This window comes from Saccharibacillus sacchari DSM 19268 (genome assembly GCF_000585395.1).
Classification (GTDB): Bacteria; Bacillota; Bacilli; order Paenibacillales; family Paenibacillaceae; genus Saccharibacillus; species Saccharibacillus sacchari.
Map to the genome: position 1 here is coordinate 4,384,474 of NZ_KK073875.1, position 16,388 is coordinate 4,400,861.

Annotated in this window: 17 protein-coding genes, 1 riboswitch and 1 other annotated feature; of the genes, 3 read left to right on the plus strand and 14 right to left on the minus strand. The window is 53.4% G+C overall.

What is annotated here, in order from left to right:
• Positions 1 to 9 precede the first annotated feature (9 nt).
• The gene (locus SACSAC_RS18990) at positions 10 to 972 is read left to right on the plus strand and encodes a polysaccharide deacetylase family protein (RefSeq protein WP_037289291.1); all 963 of its coding nucleotides are present in this window, start codon (positions 10 to 12) and stop codon (positions 970 to 972) included.
• Positions 973 to 1,035: 63 nt separating this feature from the next.
• Here the strand turns inward: SACSAC_RS18990 and SACSAC_RS18995 are convergent, their stop codons facing one another.
• From SACSAC_RS18995 to SACSAC_RS19005, 3 genes are read right to left on the minus strand one after another with little or no spacing between them, the layout of a single operon-like run.
• On the minus strand, positions 1,036 to 1,872 hold the full coding sequence (locus SACSAC_RS18995; RefSeq protein ID WP_051507257.1) for a metallophosphoesterase: 837 nt from the start codon (positions 1,870 to 1,872) through the stop codon (positions 1,036 to 1,038).
• Positions 1,863 to 2,297 carry a hypothetical protein gene (locus SACSAC_RS28070; protein WP_156951041.1) on the minus strand — a complete coding sequence of 145 codons (435 nt, stop codon included), beginning with the start codon at positions 2,295 to 2,297 and terminating at the stop codon, positions 1,863 to 1,865. Before SACSAC_RS28070 ends, SACSAC_RS18995 begins: the two co-directional genes overlap by 10 nt.
• Complete coding sequence (locus SACSAC_RS19005) at positions 2,294 to 2,884, minus strand: type II CAAX endopeptidase family protein (RefSeq protein ID WP_037289293.1); 591 nt, start codon at positions 2,882 to 2,884, stop codon at positions 2,294 to 2,296. The genes SACSAC_RS28070 and SACSAC_RS19005 overlap by 4 nt, the downstream gene beginning before the upstream one ends.
• 314 nt (positions 2,885 to 3,198) lie before the next feature.
• Positions 3,199 to 3,440: a binding site (T-box leader), on the plus strand.
• 230 nt (positions 3,441 to 3,670) lie between these two features.
• Here SACSAC_RS19005 and serA point away from each other — a divergent pair.
• Positions 3,671 to 5,257, plus strand: a complete 1,587-nt coding sequence (gene serA, locus SACSAC_RS19010; RefSeq protein ID WP_037293259.1) for a phosphoglycerate dehydrogenase — start codon at positions 3,671 to 3,673, stop codon at positions 5,255 to 5,257.
• Positions 5,258 to 5,363: 106 nt separating this feature from the next.
• On the opposite strand, the gene glpK is transcribed toward serA, so the two are convergent.
• From glpK to ribE, 9 genes are all read right to left on the minus strand, one after another.
• Positions 5,364 to 6,866, minus strand: coding sequence for a glycerol kinase GlpK (gene glpK, locus SACSAC_RS19015; RefSeq protein WP_037293261.1), 1,503 nt, complete (start codon positions 6,864 to 6,866; stop codon positions 5,364 to 5,366).
• A gap of 95 nt (positions 6,867 to 6,961) precedes the next feature.
• Positions 6,962 to 8,416 carry a HAMP domain-containing sensor histidine kinase gene (locus tag SACSAC_RS19020; protein ID WP_037289296.1) on the minus strand — a complete coding sequence of 485 codons (1,455 nt, stop codon included), beginning with the start codon at positions 8,414 to 8,416 and terminating at the stop codon, positions 6,962 to 6,964.
• 1 nt (position 8,417) lies between these two features.
• A complete protein-coding gene (locus SACSAC_RS19025) occupies positions 8,418 to 9,134 on the minus strand; it encodes a response regulator transcription factor (RefSeq protein WP_037289300.1) in 717 nt (238 codons plus the stop codon).
• Between the two features lie 96 nt (positions 9,135 to 9,230).
• The gene (locus SACSAC_RS19030) at positions 9,231 to 9,974 is read right to left on the minus strand and encodes a pseudouridine synthase (protein ID WP_037293263.1); all 744 of its coding nucleotides are present in this window, start codon (positions 9,972 to 9,974) and stop codon (positions 9,231 to 9,233) included.
• A gap of 220 nt (positions 9,975 to 10,194) precedes the next feature.
• Positions 10,195 to 10,854, minus strand: coding sequence for an SMC-Scp complex subunit ScpB (gene scpB, locus SACSAC_RS19035; RefSeq protein WP_051507258.1), 660 nt, complete (start codon positions 10,852 to 10,854; stop codon positions 10,195 to 10,197).
• Positions 10,823 to 11,614, minus strand: a complete 792-nt coding sequence (locus SACSAC_RS19040; protein ID WP_037289302.1) for a segregation and condensation protein A — start codon at positions 11,612 to 11,614, stop codon at positions 10,823 to 10,825. The genes scpB and SACSAC_RS19040 overlap by 32 nt, the downstream gene beginning before the upstream one ends.
• 31 nt (positions 11,615 to 11,645) lie before the next feature.
• On the minus strand, positions 11,646 to 12,116 hold the full coding sequence (gene ribH / locus SACSAC_RS19045; protein ID WP_037289304.1) for a 6,7-dimethyl-8-ribityllumazine synthase: 471 nt from the start codon (positions 12,114 to 12,116) through the stop codon (positions 11,646 to 11,648).
• Between the two features lie 59 nt (positions 12,117 to 12,175).
• Complete coding sequence (locus tag SACSAC_RS19050) at positions 12,176 to 13,489, minus strand: bifunctional 3,4-dihydroxy-2-butanone-4-phosphate synthase/GTP cyclohydrolase II (protein WP_051507259.1); 1,314 nt, start codon at positions 13,487 to 13,489, stop codon at positions 12,176 to 12,178.
• 24 nt (positions 13,490 to 13,513) lie between these two features.
• The gene (gene ribE / locus SACSAC_RS19055; protein WP_037289306.1) at positions 13,514 to 14,179 is read right to left on the minus strand and encodes a riboflavin synthase; all 666 of its coding nucleotides are present in this window, start codon (positions 14,177 to 14,179) and stop codon (positions 13,514 to 13,516) included.
• A 424-nt stretch (positions 14,180 to 14,603) separates the two neighbouring features.
• Positions 14,604 to 14,769: riboswitch (FMN riboswitch) on the minus strand.
• 156 nt (positions 14,770 to 14,925) lie between these two features.
• Here ribE and SACSAC_RS19060 point away from each other — a divergent pair.
• The gene (locus SACSAC_RS19060) at positions 14,926 to 15,336 is read left to right on the plus strand and encodes a DUF3221 domain-containing protein (protein ID WP_037289308.1); all 411 of its coding nucleotides are present in this window, start codon (positions 14,926 to 14,928) and stop codon (positions 15,334 to 15,336) included.
• Between the two features lie 92 nt (positions 15,337 to 15,428).
• Here the strand turns inward: SACSAC_RS19060 and SACSAC_RS19065 are convergent, their stop codons facing one another.
• Positions 15,429 to 15,695 carry a hypothetical protein gene (locus SACSAC_RS19065; RefSeq protein WP_037289310.1) on the minus strand — a complete coding sequence of 89 codons (267 nt, stop codon included), beginning with the start codon at positions 15,693 to 15,695 and terminating at the stop codon, positions 15,429 to 15,431.
• 170 nt (positions 15,696 to 15,865) lie between these two features.
• The gene (locus tag SACSAC_RS19070; protein WP_037289312.1) at positions 15,866 to 16,300 is read right to left on the minus strand and encodes a peptidylprolyl isomerase; all 435 of its coding nucleotides are present in this window, start codon (positions 16,298 to 16,300) and stop codon (positions 15,866 to 15,868) included.
• Positions 16,301 to 16,388 lie beyond the last annotated feature (88 nt).

Sequence of the window (16,388 nt, forward strand, 5' to 3'; positions counted from 1 at the left end):
GGATGACAGATGTGGAAAAAGACGGCCATGTTCTGGCTGGCTGCCGGCCTCGTGCTCGGCGCCTGCGGGAGCACTGCCGAAGAAGCGGGAACAAGCAGCACGGAACAAACCGCAAATGCAAACGACGCGCAGACGACCGACAATGCGACGGAAAACGGCGAGTCGCAGACTACGCAAGATCCAAATAGTCAAGCCGAAGAAACAGACAGCGCAAATAGCGGCGAGAACACGGATTCGAAAGCCGAAAAAGACGCGACTGCGGAAAACGAAGAAACAAGCGCCGAGAAAGCCGATGATTCAAGCGAAGACTCGGCGGCGGCTTCCGAGGAGATTGCGATCGAATATCATATGAACGCAAACTACGACATCGTTCCCAACGAAGGGACGGACGTTCCGAAAAAAGTCGTGTTGTTGACGTTCGACGACGGTCCCAAAGAAGCCGACATGATCAACAGCTTGATCGATACGCTGGACAAGCACGACGCCAAAGCGATTTTCTTCGTTAACGGATACCGCGTCAAAGCCAATCCCGATCTGCTTAAACTGATTCATGACCGGGGCGGAATCATAGGCAATCATAGCTATGACCATATTATTTTGAAAAAGGAAAGCGACGCCGAGATCAAAAAACAAATGGAAGACACGCAAGCCATCGTTGAAGAAACGATCGGCGAAGCGCCCCACTTCTTCCGCCCGCCAAACGGTGCAGGCAATGATTACACGCGCGTCGTGGCAGCAGAAAATAATATGCTGCATATGAACTGGTCCGTCGGTTCGCTCGACTGGGTCAATCAAAATGATTCGCAGGCCGTGATCGACAACGTCTTCGACCAGCTCCACTCGGGCAGCAACATTTTGATGCACGAGCTTCCTTGGACCGTTGAAGCTTTGGACGACTTGCTGACGCAGCTCGAAGCCAAAGGGTACTCGTTCGTGGATCCTAGAGCGATCGATACGACCAAACAGCCTTAACCTGAAAAGCAATTAAGCCGTCCCCATTGCGGGGACGGCTTTTTCGTACTGCGTTCAGCCTATTTACTTCTGTAACGGCGGCGAACTGCGCAGCGTAATCAAATGGGTCTCGGCCGGCGAGCCCAGACGCAACGGAAAGTGGCTCGTGCCGATTCCTCGCGTAATGCGCAGCCCTGTCATGCCGCCGTCTTCGGAATCGATAAAGTGCGTGCCGTCCAGATAGGTCTTGTAAAACGGCTTTGACGCCGCCGGACCGACTAACGGCAGGCTGATTTGTCCGCCGTGGGTATGGCCCGCAAAAGCGTAGTTAGCCGAGATCCGGCGCAGCGCCACCACCCACTTGGGATCGTGCATCAGCACGAGCACGCAATCGTCGCGGCGAATGCGCGGATCTCCGCGCCACATGCCTGCGGGACCCAAATCGTCGATTCCGGCGAGCCAAATCGTGCTTCCTCCGCGATGGAGCGGAACGTTTTTGCTGCCGAGCGGCTTGACGCCGCAGTCTTCAAGCAATCGATCCAGCTTCTCCATGTTCGGCATATAAGCTTCGTAATCGTGATTCCCGTAAACGGCATACGCCGGTCCCAGATTGCGCAACATGCGCATGTTAGCGCGCGTACGCTCTTCCGGTACTCCGCGATCGGTCAAATCTCCGGCAATCCAGACAATGTCCGCCTTGCCTTGCAGTGCGGCAATCTCCGCTTCGGGCAATGCCCGGCGATGAATATCCGCGATGAAATACACGCGATAACCGTCAAAAGCTGCGGGCAATCCCGGAATATGCACGTCTTCATGCACGACGCGGAAAGCCATCGCTTCCTTCACCATATGTACGCCCAGGCCGGCAGCGGCGCCCGCCGCTGCTGCCAGAGCTTGTTTCCAACCCAATTTTATTGCCACGGCAATTTCACTCCTGTCGCCTGGGTTCCCCACCATAGCAGCGTCCCGAGCAGTATTAGAAACAGCAAGATCAGCGTTTCGTAAAACCATTTGGTCAACCGAATCCGACCCGACGGATACAATACGCTGCGCGGCGGAAGTTCTTCCTCCGGCTCCGTCTCGTTCACGCTGGACGCTACAGCAGTTCCCCTTAACACGGGACGCTCTGAGACACGCGAGGCCGCAGACGACCTTACAGCAGGCGTCTGCGGGACTGGCTCGGGCAATACGGCCCCTTTGCGATTCTCGGGAACCGACAGCCTCAATACGGTCGTATCCGACAGTTTCCTCTGATTATCCTGCCACTCCTGCTTGAACGATGGGCGCTTGCGGCGCTTCTTCCTTGTGCTCGGATGCCGATCCATGCGGCTTAAACGTTCGCTCATTGTTCCTTCTGTTCCCTCCGTTTAATCATGATGCCCGAAATAAAATCAATCAAAAAATGACAAACGATCGGTGCCCACAGCGTGCCGGACTGCAAGTAAATCCAACCCAGTCCGTAACTGCTGGCAAACACCCATGCCGTCGGCAGCCAATGCCGCAGATAACGGATATGAATGACTGCGAAAAGGATACTCGTCCAGTAAGGACCCAGATGATACTGAAGCGCTCCCCGAAACAACAACTCTTCGCAAATCGATACAATCGCCGCAATCGCAAAAATATGCCAGATCGGGCGATTACGAAATAATAGAGCATTAATCCCGCCGTCGTCCAAATCCTCTTCACGGCCCCAGAGCGTCATTAAAAAGTCAATCAAAAACATGACGACAGCCAATCCAAGTCCCCAATAGAGGAATGTTGGAGTTTCCGGCAGAGCCAAGAGCTCCAAAGGATTTCTACCCTGCAGCAAGATCCAAACCGTGCCGACCAACAGAGTTAATCCTTGGGTTAGGTACAGATTAATCAGCAATAGCCGATCCGTAAGCTGCACTTGAGCCCGCCTGCTTTTGTTCTTCTTTTTATTCGTCATGTTTTCGTTCCTTAGTACCTACAATTTAGAAAGCGGGTTTCTAATCAAATGATAACCAAAAGAATAGATGTAATCAAGTTCTGCCCGACGATATAGCCCTTTTATCCCCCTAGGCAGAATACCTCCTAATCCAGAATTTAGACATCAAAAAATACGTACGCATTCCTGTATAATATCTTTAATGATCGGAATTCAGTCTTCATTCATCGATAGAAAACGAATTTTAAGGTTTACTCATTCGTAAAATCCGAATTTGTTTTACCCGTTGACACTCCGTGTAACCTTGTGTTAAAGTATGAAAAAATTAACCTGAGCGAAACGCATTGAAGGAGAACGAACGGACCCGTACATTTCAGAGAGCTGGTGGTTGGTGCGAACCAGTATGGCGATCCGTTCCAGAGCGCTCCCGAGCGTCTGTCCGATCCCGCAACTTGCGGCGTAGGCGCAGCCGGTGTCACGCCGTTACCGTGAAGGGTCGGATTTTCCGACCCGCTAAGGCCGCAGCCTGCAAAGGTTCGGCGAATTAGGGTGGCACCGCGAGACTCTCGTCCCTTTACCGTACTATCGGTATGAGGACGGGAGTCTTTTTATGTGGAAGCATTTTGCGAGCCGCCTCTTTTGCTCAGGCCCATCCTCTGCCACAGCAACGCGTCTTTCCGTTATTGCAATATTGTAAGCGATAGAGTATTTGGTTTTTCGGACGTTCCGCAGGCGCGGACCGATTCCTTGAACATATTGGCTTGACTTGCAACGTACAGCGTACCGAATAAGGGAGGAAAAATGACGATGTTTAAAGTATTGGTATCCGATCCGATCAGCGATTTGGGAATTCAGCAACTGGTGGAAGCCGCAGATGTGCAAGTGGACAAAAAGACAGGGCTTTCCGAGTCCGAATTAATCGAAATCATCGGCGAGTATGACGCACTCCTCGTGCGCAGCCAAACCAAAGTAACCGAAGCGATCATGACCGCGGGCACGCGGCTTAAAGTCGTAGGCCGCGCAGGCGTAGGCGTCGACAACATCGACCTTCCTGCCGCGACCGGACGCGGGATTATCGTTATCAACGCTCCGGACGGCAACACGATTACGACCTGTGAACATGCTTTTGCCATGATGATGGCACTGGCTCGTCATATTCCTCAAGCCTATGCCAAAACGGTCGGCGGCGAGTGGGATCGCAAATTCCTCGGCGTCGAACTGCGCAACAAAAAACTCGGCGTGCTCGGCATGGGTCGGATCGGCAGCGAAGTTGCCAAGCGTGCCAAAGCGTTCGGCATGGATATTCTCGGCTATGATCCGTTCCTGACGGAAGAACGCGCGGAGAAACAAGGAGTGAAACTGTCCAGCGTCGATGATATTGTCAAAAACGCGGACTTCATTACGGTTCATACCCCATTAACGCCGGAAACTAAACATATGATTTCGACGGCCCAATTCGCCGTGATGAAAAAAGGAATGCGCATCATCAACTGTGCCCGCGGCGGCGTGGTGGACGAAGCCGCACTCGTTGAAGCGATTGATCAAGGCATCGTGGCCGGCGCCGCATTCGACGTATTCGAACAAGAGCCGCCGGCTCCGGATCACCCGTTCCTGAACAATCCAAAAATCATCGTTACGCCTCACTTGGGCGCTTCGACCGTCGAAGCCCAAGAGAACGTTGCGATTGACGTATCCGAGCAAGTGCTGCACATCCTGCGCGACGAGCCGTTCAAGAACGCCGTTAACATGCCGCCAGTGGCAAGCAGCGTCATGAACAAGCTGCAACCGTACTTCTCGATCGGCGAAAAACTCGGCAGCTTCGCTTCCCAACTGACAACGGCAGCCGTAAAATCGATTCGGATCGAATACGCCGGCGAATTGTCGGAAGTCGATGTGCAGCCGCTGACCCGTTATATTATCAAAGGCGTGCTCTCCCGTCATCTGGGCGGCGAAGTCAACATCGTCAATTCGCTGCATTTGGCCAAAATCCGTGATCTGAATATTCAGGTGAACAGCTCGTCTACGACAAAAGGCTTCACGAACCTGATCACCGTTACGCTCGTCGAGCAAGATGACCAACAGCGTTCGGTATCCGGCACGCTGCTGTACGGTTACGGCGAACGGATCGTTCAAGTCAACGAATTCCCGATCGACTCGGCGCCGGATAGCCATCTGCTGCTGATCTCCCACAATGACCAACCGGGCATCATCGGCAGCATGGGTACGCTGCTCGGCCGCAACGAAGTCAACATCGCGACGATGCAAGTTGGACGGAAAGTCGTCGGCGGTGAAGCGGTTATGCTGCTCAGCGTAGACAAAGAAGTACCGAAAAACGTATTGACCGAGCTTGTGGGCCTCGAGGCCATCAACTCGGCTCAGGAGATTACCCTTTAATATTCAATCCTTTCCTCGTAAAAAAGCTGTACGCGGCCCCACGGCGCGTACAGCTTTTTGCATGTAATCGTGACTTCCGCCTTAAAGCAAAGCCTCTTCTGCTCGCTCAAGCCTCTGGCTCTTCCCAGCCGCGAGTCCGCTCAACCGCATTCTGCCAACGGCGATAGCGCTTTTCTCGCTGCTCGGCATCCATTTCGGCTCGGAAGTGTGCCGCGGGCGGATTGAAGGAACGAAATTGATCCAGTTCCCAGAGTCCGCATTGCAAGCCCGCCAACATGGCTGCACCGAGCGCCGTCGTCTCCGTTTGCTCGGTACGCACAACTTCCAATCCCAGAATATCCGCCTGAAATTGCATCAGAATGTTATTGCGTACAGCTCCCCCGTCTACGCGCAGTTCGCGCAGCGGAATGCCGGAGTCCTTTTCCATCGCATTCATGACATCCCGCGTTTGCAACGCGAGAGACTCCAATGTAGCACGGGCGATATGCCCAGGCTGCGTTCCGCGCGTTAAGCCGAATATCGCCCCCCGCGCATACATATCCCAGTAAGGCGCGCCAAGCCCCGTAAAAGCCGGCACGATCACTACGCCACCAGAATCCTCGACGCTAGCCGCCAACTGTTCCGATTCGAGAGGATCTTCGATCAAATTCAGACCGTCTTTTAACCATTCGACTGCGGCTCCTGCGACGAATACGCTGCCTTCCAAGGCATAATGCAATTCGTCGCGCCAGCCCCAGGCAATAGTAGACAACAGGCCGTGCGTGGAGCTTACGCGCTCACTGCCTGTGTTCAATAAGATAAAACAACCTGTTCCGTATGTGTTTTTGGCATGACCCGCTTCTACGCACGCATGGCCGAACAAGGCAGCCTGTTGATCGCCGAGCACGGAAGCAATCGGAATTTCGACGCCGCCAAACCATTCCGGAAGCGTCTTGCCAAAATCGGCTCCGGACATTAACACCGTTGGAAGCATAGAGGCGGGAATATTCAATTCCGCAAGCAATCTTTCATCCCAAGCCAGCCTGCCGATATCGAACAACATCGTGCGGGACGCATTAGTCACATCCGTGACATGAGAACGCCCGCCGGTCAGTTTCCAGATCAACCAGGTGTCGACAGTTCCTGCCAGCAACTCTCCGGCCTCTGCCCGCTCGCGCGCACCCGGAATATGCTCCAGCATCCAAGCAATCTTAGTCGCCGAAAAATAAGCATCCACCACCAATCCCGTCGTTTCGCGGATATAAGGCTCCAATCCTTTTTTCTTCAAATCCTCGCAGATCGACGCTGTACGGCGGTCTTGCCAAACAATCGCCGGACCGATCGGTCGTCCCGTCTCCCGATCCCATACCAGAGTCGTTTCCCGTTGGTTGGTAATCCCGATCGCGGCAATCTGATCAGGTGCAACCCCAGAAGTTGAGAGTGCTTCCCTAGCCGCTTCAAGCTGACTTTCCCAAATTTCATCCGGGTCATGCTCGACTTCGCCAGGGTTCGGGAAATGCTGCGCGAAGGTCCGTTGCCCGATCGCTACCGGACGCGCCTCCCCATCGAAAAGAATCGCCCGGGAACTGGTCGTTCCCTGATCCAAAGCCAATATATAAGTACCGTTCATCCTGCCCATCCTTTCCGCGATAAAGAAAACATGCCGGAATTGCTCCAGCATGTTCATTGTTGAGCCTGTTCTTTCGACTTGGACATCGCAGCTTGTTATAAACTTCGGCCATTTTTGGGAAGGATCACACGGAACTTGGTTCCCTCTCCAACGACGCTTTCGACTTGAATGCGTCCGCCGTGCGCATCCACAATGTTTTTGACAATCGCAAGACCCAGACCCGTTCCGCTCGAAACCGCTCTCGTTCTTGCTTTGTCGGCTTTGTAGAAACGTTCGAAAATATAAGGGACGTCTTCCGCCGGAATTCCGTGGCCTTCGTCAGCCACATAGATCGTCAAAGCATCCCCGTCGGCAATCGTAGGCTTGACCGCAATCGTAACTTTGCGTCCGGACGGCGTATGGCGAAAAGCATTATCCAATAGATTGGTGACCACCTGTTCCAGACGATCCTCGTCCGCCTGTTCCAGTACCAATTCTTCCTCCGCCCGCTCCAAACTGAAATCCAATTCGTCTTCCTTGGCACGCACGGCAAATTTGCGATAGACCCGCTCTACCAATTCGCCGATATCCACGCGCTCCCGGGAAATATCGGTATGTCCTGCTTCCATCCGCGCCAAATCCAGCAGATCCTTAACCAGACGCCCCATTCGCAACGATTCGTCATGAATGACATGCAGCAGCTCGCCCTGCTCCTCCGGCGAATCCGCAAATCCGTCGAGCAGAGCTTCGCTGTATCCTTGCATCATGGACAACGGCGTACGAATTTCATGCGAGACATTGGCGACGAAATCTTTGCGCATCTTTTCCATGCTTACAGCTTCAGTCACGTCGCGCAGCACCGCTACGGCCCCCCGAACCTCGTTATCGAGGAACAACGGCGCCATGTTGACGGCCCATACGCTTTGTCTGACCAGCACGTTGGCGCTTCGATCTTCGAGTGTCGTTCTGACCTGATCGAACAGCGGATACAGCGGCTCGGGAATGCGCGAAGAAGAGACGGCGCCCGTTTCCGATTCCGCCTCCCAACTGATCGCTTTCCAATCTTCGAGCAATCGCTGGCCGCCCGGATTGGTCAACTGCACTTCTCCCTCGCGGTTAAAGGTAATCATGGCATCGCTCATGCTGCGCAGGACGCCTGCCAATTGTTCCTTTTCAATGTTCAGGTCCCGGATGTTTTCTTCCAATCGGGCTGCCATCAGGTTAAATGTGCTGGCCAGCTCACCGATCTCGTCATGAGCTTCCAGATGGACTCGCGTTCCGTAATCCCCTCTGCGTATAGAGTCTGCGGCGTCGATCAATTGGCGCATCGGCTGCGTAATTTTTTTCAGCAAAAAAAGCGCAAACACGGTCGTCATGGAGAATCCAACGATTCCCACGTAGATCAGCATGCGCTTGACGGCCGCAGAATTGGCGAAGGTGATATCGACGTACGGAATCAAAAAAAAGCCAAGAGTCAGCAGCACGCAGGCGACGAGCGCAATAATCGTCAGCCAGAGCTTGCCGACCAGTGTTCGCCACAGCGTGCCTACCCCTTCTCTCCACCCTGCCATCTTACTTCGGAACCTCAAGTTTATAGCCAACGCCCCATACGGTAGTAATCATGGACGCCGAGTCCGGAGACACTTTGTTCAGCTTCTCGCGTAGACGTTTGACATGCGTGTCGACGGTGCGCAAATCGCCGAAGAACTCGTAATTCCACACATCCTTGAGCAATTCCTCGCGCGAAAATACTTTATCCGGAGAAACGGCCAGATAGTGCAGCAGCTCGTATTCTTTCGGCGTCAGACTGACTTCATGCCCACCGGCCAAAACGCGGTGCGCGTCATGCTCGATCGTCAGATGCGGGAATACGATGTTGTTGCTTGTACCGCTTTCCTTCGTCAGATAGGCCGTTGCCGAAGAACGACGCAGAATCGCCTTCACCCGGTAGATGACTTCGCGCGGACTGAACGGCTTAACGACATAATCGTCGGCGCCGACTTCGAAGCCTTGAACGCGGTTCACTTCTTCGCCTTTGGCAGTCAGCATCAATACAGGGGTCGATTTGACCTGGCGCAAACGTGCACAGACTTCTACTCCGTCAATGCCCGGCAGCATCACGTCGAGAATCACGAGCGTGTAGTCGCCCTCGGTCGCTTTTTGCAAAGCCGTCTCTCCGTCCTCGGCCTCATCGATTTCATAACCTTCTTTTTCTAAATACATGCGGAGCAGACGCCGGATTCTCTCTTCGTCGTCCACCACGAGAATACGCTCTTTTTGATCAGCCACGCTGCAACAATCCTTTCGTCTACGGCATGCCGGGGATGGCGAATCTGTCCCGCTGCGGCATATCCGATCAAAATCCGTTCTATTTAAAATGAAGTGTTAGCTTTTTGATTGATCTTCCTTTTTATCCAGAAGCTGTCGCAGCTCATTAATCTCGCTCTTAGTCAGAGGCCGGTGCATGCCGCGTTTCAGGTTCTGCAAATACAGATTGCCCATCGAAATGCGCTTCAGGCGCTTGACCGGGTGCGAGATTGCGTCGAACATGCGGCGAACCTGACGATTCTTGCCTTCATAAATGGTGATCCGGATCGTGGCCTGCTTTTTCACCTGGTCCACATCATAATAGTCAAGATCCGCTGGAGCGGTCATCCCGTCTTCCAATTTGATCCCTTTTCGCAACTTTTCCAAGGAGTCTCCGTGCGGGATGCCTTCCACGGTTGCCAGATAAGTCTTCGGCACGTGATGGCTCGGATGCGTCAACAGTTGTGCCAATTCACCGTCGTTGGTCAACAACAGAAGACCTTCCGAGTCATAGTCTAACCGGCCGACCGGGTACACGCGTTCCTTGATCCCTTTGATGTAATCGGTTACGACCTTGCGGCCTTCCGGATCGGTTGCGCTCGTAATCACGCCCTTCGGCTTATTGAGCATCAAATATAGCTTTTGTTGCGCCTTGATTGCCCGTCCGCTGACCGTAATCTCGTCGGCATCCGGATCGGCTTTGGTTCCGAGCGTCGTCACGACTTCGCCGTTAACCTCGACCTTGCCCGCCAAAATGAGCTCCTCGCATTTCCGTCTCGAAGCCACACCTGCCTGGGCCAAAATTTTCTGTAATCGTTCCATAGTCATCCAGTCACCTCACCTTCCATCATACCCATACCTACGTAAAATCACAAGCGCAACTGCTCCCGGTTTTCACGGATTCGCCATGTTTTCTGCCTGTAAAAACGTAAAATCCGTTGCAGCAAGCGACCCCGTTAAGGCCGTGAACACATTGAGGCCCTCCCCCTATGGGGAAAGGCCTCAGTCACGTCCTCAGTTCCGCGTAATCAGCGCATGCGGATCATAGCTCTTCTTCATGCAATCCTTCATCTGAATCTCCTGCAAGCCCGCCCTCTTCCGAAGAACGTTCTTCGCCGCCGGCCGATGCGGAAGACGCTGCGCTTCCGAACAACAACCGTTCTTCCTCTTCAGAAATGACCATCGCTTCAAAAGCAGATGCATCCGGCAGCTCTTCCAATCCGCCCAATCCGAAATGATCGAGAAACGGCTTCGTTGTCCCGTACAGGATCGGTCTTCCGATCGCATCGGCGCGGCCGGTCTCCACGATCAAATTTTTGTTGGTCAACGTATGAATCGCACGCTCGGACTTTACGCCGCGAATCTCTTCGATCTCGATCCGCGTAATCGGTTGGCGATAAGCCACAATAGCCAATGTCTCCAGCGCCGCCTGCGACAAGGTCGCCCGCGACGGCGAGTACGCCAAGCGCTCGAAATATTCCGAATGCTCGGGCAGCGTTGTCAAATGGTAGGCTCCCGCCAACTTGGTGACACGCACGCCGCGAAGCGACTTGCGCAGATCCCGCTGCAAACTTTCAACGGCTTTCTGGGCTTCGCTTGGCTTGCTTTCCGTAATTTCGGCAATCTGCCGCACATTCAATCCTTCATCTCCCGCCAAAAACAGGAGTCCTTCAATAATCGACTTCAACGTCTGCAAATCCATTTGACGCCGTTTCCCCTCTCCACTCCATTACGATGTCGTCGAACAGCCGATCCTGATAGCAGCTCACCTGCTTCATCTTCATCAGTTCGAGTACGGCGAGGAACGTCACGACGATCTCCTGTCTGTACATCCGCTCGTTCAACACGCTAGAAAATAATATTCGCCCGCCCGGTCCCGCGCCGCGCAGCGCCCCTTCAAGCTCCCGCATCCGATCCTTGACCGAAATCTCGTCGCGACGAATTCGGGTGACGACCGGTTTGCGATCCGCCCGTGCAAGCGCGCGCTGAAGCGCAGACACCAAATCATCCACATGCAGGCCTTCCAGCGGATTCAAAGCTTCTTCCGGCAGGAAGGGCGCCAAGTCGTCCGGTTCACGGATATAAATGCGACCGCGTTCATGCTCTTTTTCGTGCAGCAGGCCGGCAATGCTCTTATACTTCCGATATTCGGTCAACCTGCGGATCAGGTCTTCCCGCGGATCGGGTTCTTCCTCTTCGTAGAAATCATATTCGTCCATATCCATGACCGGAGGTTTGGGCAGCAGCAGTTTGCTCTTGATCGAGAGCAGCGTCGCCGCCATCACGAGAAATTCGCTCGTCACTTCCAACTCAAGCTCCTGCATGCTGTGCAGGTACTCCATGTATTGCGCCGTAATCTCGTTGATGGAGATCTGTTGAATATCAATCTCCGCCTTGTCGATCAAGTGCAATAGCAGGTCGAGCGGACCTTCGAACGATTCCAGTTTGTAAAGTACAGTCAAGCCGTTTCCCCTCCGCCTGTATTGCGAACGGTCAGCCTTTGAATTGACGGCTCAGGCTGGCCATTTCAAGCGCGGCAAGTGCCGAATCCCAGCCTTTGTTACCGGCCTTGGTTCCCGCACGCTCGATCGCCTGTTCGATATTTTCGGTGGTGACGAGGCCGAAGATCGTCGGAACGCCCGTTTTCAAATTGATCGCGGATACGCCCTTCGCCACTTCGTTGCAGACATAATCGTAATGCGTCGTAGAACCGCGAATCACGGTACCCAGCGTAATGACGGCATCGTACTTGCCGCTTTCCGCCATCTTCTGCGCGATTAACGGAATCTCGAACGCGCCCGGAACCCAGGCTACGTCCACGTCGTCATCCTCCGCGCCGTGGCGCTTGAGCGCGTCCAACGCGCCCGTCAGCAGCTTCGACGTGATGAACTCGTTAAAGCGTCCTACGACGATCCCGAACTTATATCCCTGCGATACCAAGTGTCCTTCGAATACGTTTGCCATTTGTCATCAACCATCCTTTGTCTATTGTATACCAGATTGACCGGTTTGTAGCCTTCGTTTTACAAATTTCTTGACTTGATTTCACGATCTGCTGCAAAAGACGCTTCATTTTGCTCCAACGGTTCCAGTTCTCCCGACGGTGTTCCGGCAACCGCATTGCTATCGTCAAAATCCATCAGATGTCCAAGTTTGGACTGCTTCGCATGCAAATATCCGCTATTATCGACATTCTCCGGCATCTGGATCGGCACCCGTTCCGCCATCTCCAAGCCGTGTCCTTGCAAGCCCTTGATCTTGCGCGGATTATTGGTCAACAGACGGATTTTGCGTACGCCGAGATCGCTTAAGATTTGCGCGCCGATGCCGTACTCCCGCAAATCCGCGGCAAATCCGAGCGCCAGATTCGCGTCAACGGTATCCAATCCTTCTTCTTGAAGCTTATACGCTTTGAGCTTATTGATCAGTCCGATTCCCCGACCTTCCTGGCGCATGTACAGCAGCACGCCGCTGCCCTCCGCTTCGATCTGGCGCATCGCCGCGTCGAATTGCGGTCCGCAATCGCAGCGATGGGAATGGAAAACGTCGCCGGTCAGACATTCGGAATGCACCCGGACCAGGACGGGACGTTCCGGATCGATCTCTCCTTTTACCAGTGCGATATGTTCTTTGTCGTCAATCTTGTTGCTATACGCCACGGCTCGGAATTCGCCGAAGTCCGTCGGCAGCCGCACCTCAACCTCGCGCCGGATCAATTGCTCCTTTTCGCTGCGGTAATGAATCAAGTCCTTGATGCTGATCAGCTTCATGTCCCACTTCTTCGCCAGCTCCACCAGATCGGGCAGCCGCGCCATCGAGCCGTCTTCCTTGATGACTTCGCAAATGACGCCCGCCGGCTCCGCGCCGCTTAAGCGAGCCAAGTCGACCGCCGCTTCCGTATGCCCGGCACGCCGAAGCACGCCGCCGTCCTTGGCAATCAGCGGAAACATATGACCGGGGCGACGGAAATCATCGGCTGTCGTATCCAGGCTCGTAATTGCTTGAGCTGTAATCGCGCGTTCGTGCGCCGAGATGCCGGTCGTCGTCTTCACGTGGTCGACCGATACCGTGAACGCCGTCCCGTGAAAATCCGTATTACGCGCCGTCATCGGTTCGAGCTCCAGCAGCGCCGCCCGTTCGCGCGTGATCGGCAAGCAGACCAGACCGCGCCCTTCCGTAATCATAAAGTTGATCACCTCAGGCGTTACCCGATCGGCCAAAGCGATAAAGTCGCCTTCGTTCTCCCGATCTTCATCGTCGACGACCAACACGATTTTGCCGGCTTTGAGATCGGCCAGCGCGTCGTCGATGGTATCGAATGCAAACCGTTCGTCCATCATGATTCCTCCTTCAGTTTTTTCTTAAGCAAAGCCGTGACGAGATAAAAAGCTTTCGTCGATCGCGGAGAACGTTTTGGCCAGCGTCTGATCCGCTTTTCCGAAGCCGAGCAGGTGCTCGACGTATTTGCCCAAAATATCGCACTCGACGTTAACGGAGCTTCCGGCTTTTTTTTGCGCCAATGCCGTCTCGCCCAGCGTATGCGGAATGATCGAGACGCCGAAATGTCCGTTCTCCGCACCGGTTACGGTTAAGCTGATCCCGTCGATGGCGATGGAACCTTTGCCGATCACGTAGCGCATCATGTGCGGATCGTCGGCTTTGAACGCGAACACGACCGCATTCTGATCCCGCTCGATCGAGACGATTTGCGCGGTACCGTCGACATGGCCTTGCACGATATGTCCGCCGAAGCGCCCGTTCGTGGCCAATGCCCGCTCCAGATTCACAGGACTTCCGTTGCCGAGCGTGCTCAGGTTGCTGCTGCGATACGTCTGCGGCATGACATCCACGGTAAACGAATCGCGTTCGTAACTCGTGACGGTCAAGCAAACGCCGTTCACTGAAATACTGTCACCGATCGCAACGTTTTCCAGCACTTTCTTTGCGCCCAGAGTCAGCACCATCGCTTCTCCCCGTCGCTCCGCGCGCCTGAGGCTTCCTACTTCTTCGACCAGTCCGGTAAACATGGCTCTCCTCCTCTTTATTTTTGCGTGTCCGTTGTAGCTTCATACCGCTTCAGTAACCTTGCCCATAGCGTTGACAAGGCAACATTCTCTATTCGGCCTACAAAAAGGCCCCGCTATTCGGACAAATGTCCAAAGGCGGGGCCTGGGATTGAAAAGCGAAAGTTGACGTATTTGCCGAAAATTCGGATTGCAAACCAAACAGAAAGCTCCGATACGGAGTTCTGCCGTTTGCATCTGCCTGAATGTCGAAAAGGTCGCCTACGTATCCATGTGAAAAAATATACGAACAGCTTTAGGCAGAAGCCTACAGCATATTCGCCATGATTCAAAGCATACGTGACGCCGCTTCCCTATACGTATGCCTGAAAAAACCAACAAAGTCGGTATTCTTGCAGACGTACCTATGGCAAATACGACGGTTCGTTTTCTCTTTCTCCCATCCAGACTTTAACTGTCGGTCCCGGAATCGCACCAGGTCAGCCGGTCGGTTTCTTGTATAGGAAACCGACCGGGTCACGGACTTCGGTCTTTTGCACATACAAAAGGCCGTCACCGCCGGTGGGGAATTTCGCCCCGCCCCGAAAGAGTATTTTGTTGTAAGTATTACCTTGTGAGTTACCGAAGTACGGTATTCGTTATGATGGTAGCACGGTTGAAAAAGAATTGCAACGACGGGTAGAGGAACATGTTTATAGGGTACGTAAGTATCCTATAAACATGTTTGATTTTTTTTAAGGAGTGACGATATGAAAGCTTTTTGTTTAAGCGGGATTTTGTTGTTGGGCGTCGTTTGCGGTTGTTCGGCGGAAGCGGAGACGCGAATTACGGCAGAGCAGGACCTGTCGGAAGGCATCAGCAATTCTGGCGTGATTATTGATAAGCAGGATGGGCGCGTTCTTTTGGTTCCCAGCGCGGAAAAGCAGGATATTTTGAATGGCGCTGTCGATAACATATTGGCGGAACACAACGAAAATGCGATCTGGGTCCGCGTTCCGAGCGATGATTATTCAACCGTTTCCGAAGGAGATATTATCCGATATTTCGGAGAAGGAGTTATTGCGGTTGATGCTTCTTTTCCTGCACAAACGGAAGCCGCTCGGATCGAAATACAGAAGCCGGCTGATTGGACTGATGAAGAGCGTGCGAGGTTGGAGTGATTCGGACAAAAAAGAGGCTGTTCCAAGCTTTAACGTTAGCTTTGGAGACAGCCTCTTGCGTATTTGCGAAAATCCTTAATCGCAACCCGGACTCAACGCTTCTTCTTGCGGTTTTGGTTCGACTTCGGTGCTGCCGATCCGCCTTTGTTGTGCGGATTTCGCTTGACGCTAGGCGTTGGAGCAGGCGGAGCCGATCTGAATTTATGCTTTTTCCCGGAGTACCAAAATCCCCAGGCGCAGATGACGAGGATCATGAACGGATACATGGCGGTACCGTTAGGCCACGGGAGGACAAGCAACATCAGGAGTGCGATCACGAAGAAAATGGCGTAGCCGACTTGAAAAATACGATGCATCATGGGATAAAGCTCCTTTTTCGGGTGGTATCAGATGTGCAAAACTTAGTTAATTTAACTATACACTATCTATCGCGAAAACGGTTAACTTTGATGTTGCATGCTTGATTTACGCAAAAAAGCAGCGTTAGGCAGATATAATCCGCCCACGCTGCTTTTTATCGAATCAAAAATTACTCCGTTACAACCTTAACTTCTTTCATCTTGTCGCCTTGTTTGACGCTGTCGATCAGTTCCATGCCGCTGATAACTTTACCGAACACCGTGTGAACGCCGTCCAGGTGAGGTTGCGGGCCGTAGCAGATGAAGAATTGGCTGCCGCCCGTGTTTTTACCCGCGTGAGCCATCGACAGAACGCCTTTGGCATGCTTCGTCGTGTTGGTCGAAGTTTCGCAGTCGATCTGCCAGCCCGGGCCGCCGGTGCCTGTGCCGTTCGGGCATCCGCCTTGAGCGACGAAGCCCGGGATTACGCGGTGGAAAGACAGGCCGTTATAGAAACCGGAGTTTGCCAGTTTCTCGAAGTTTGCTACCGTGTTCGGTGCTTCTTCCGGGTAAAATTCGATTTCGACGTTACCGCCGTTTTCAAGCTCGATATATCCTTTTTTCATCAAATTCATCTCCTTAAAGTTCGTATGTTGCGCGATTTGGCCGAAAGCTTTTCAAACCGAACGCTTCGGCGACCTTAACCAGTTTACC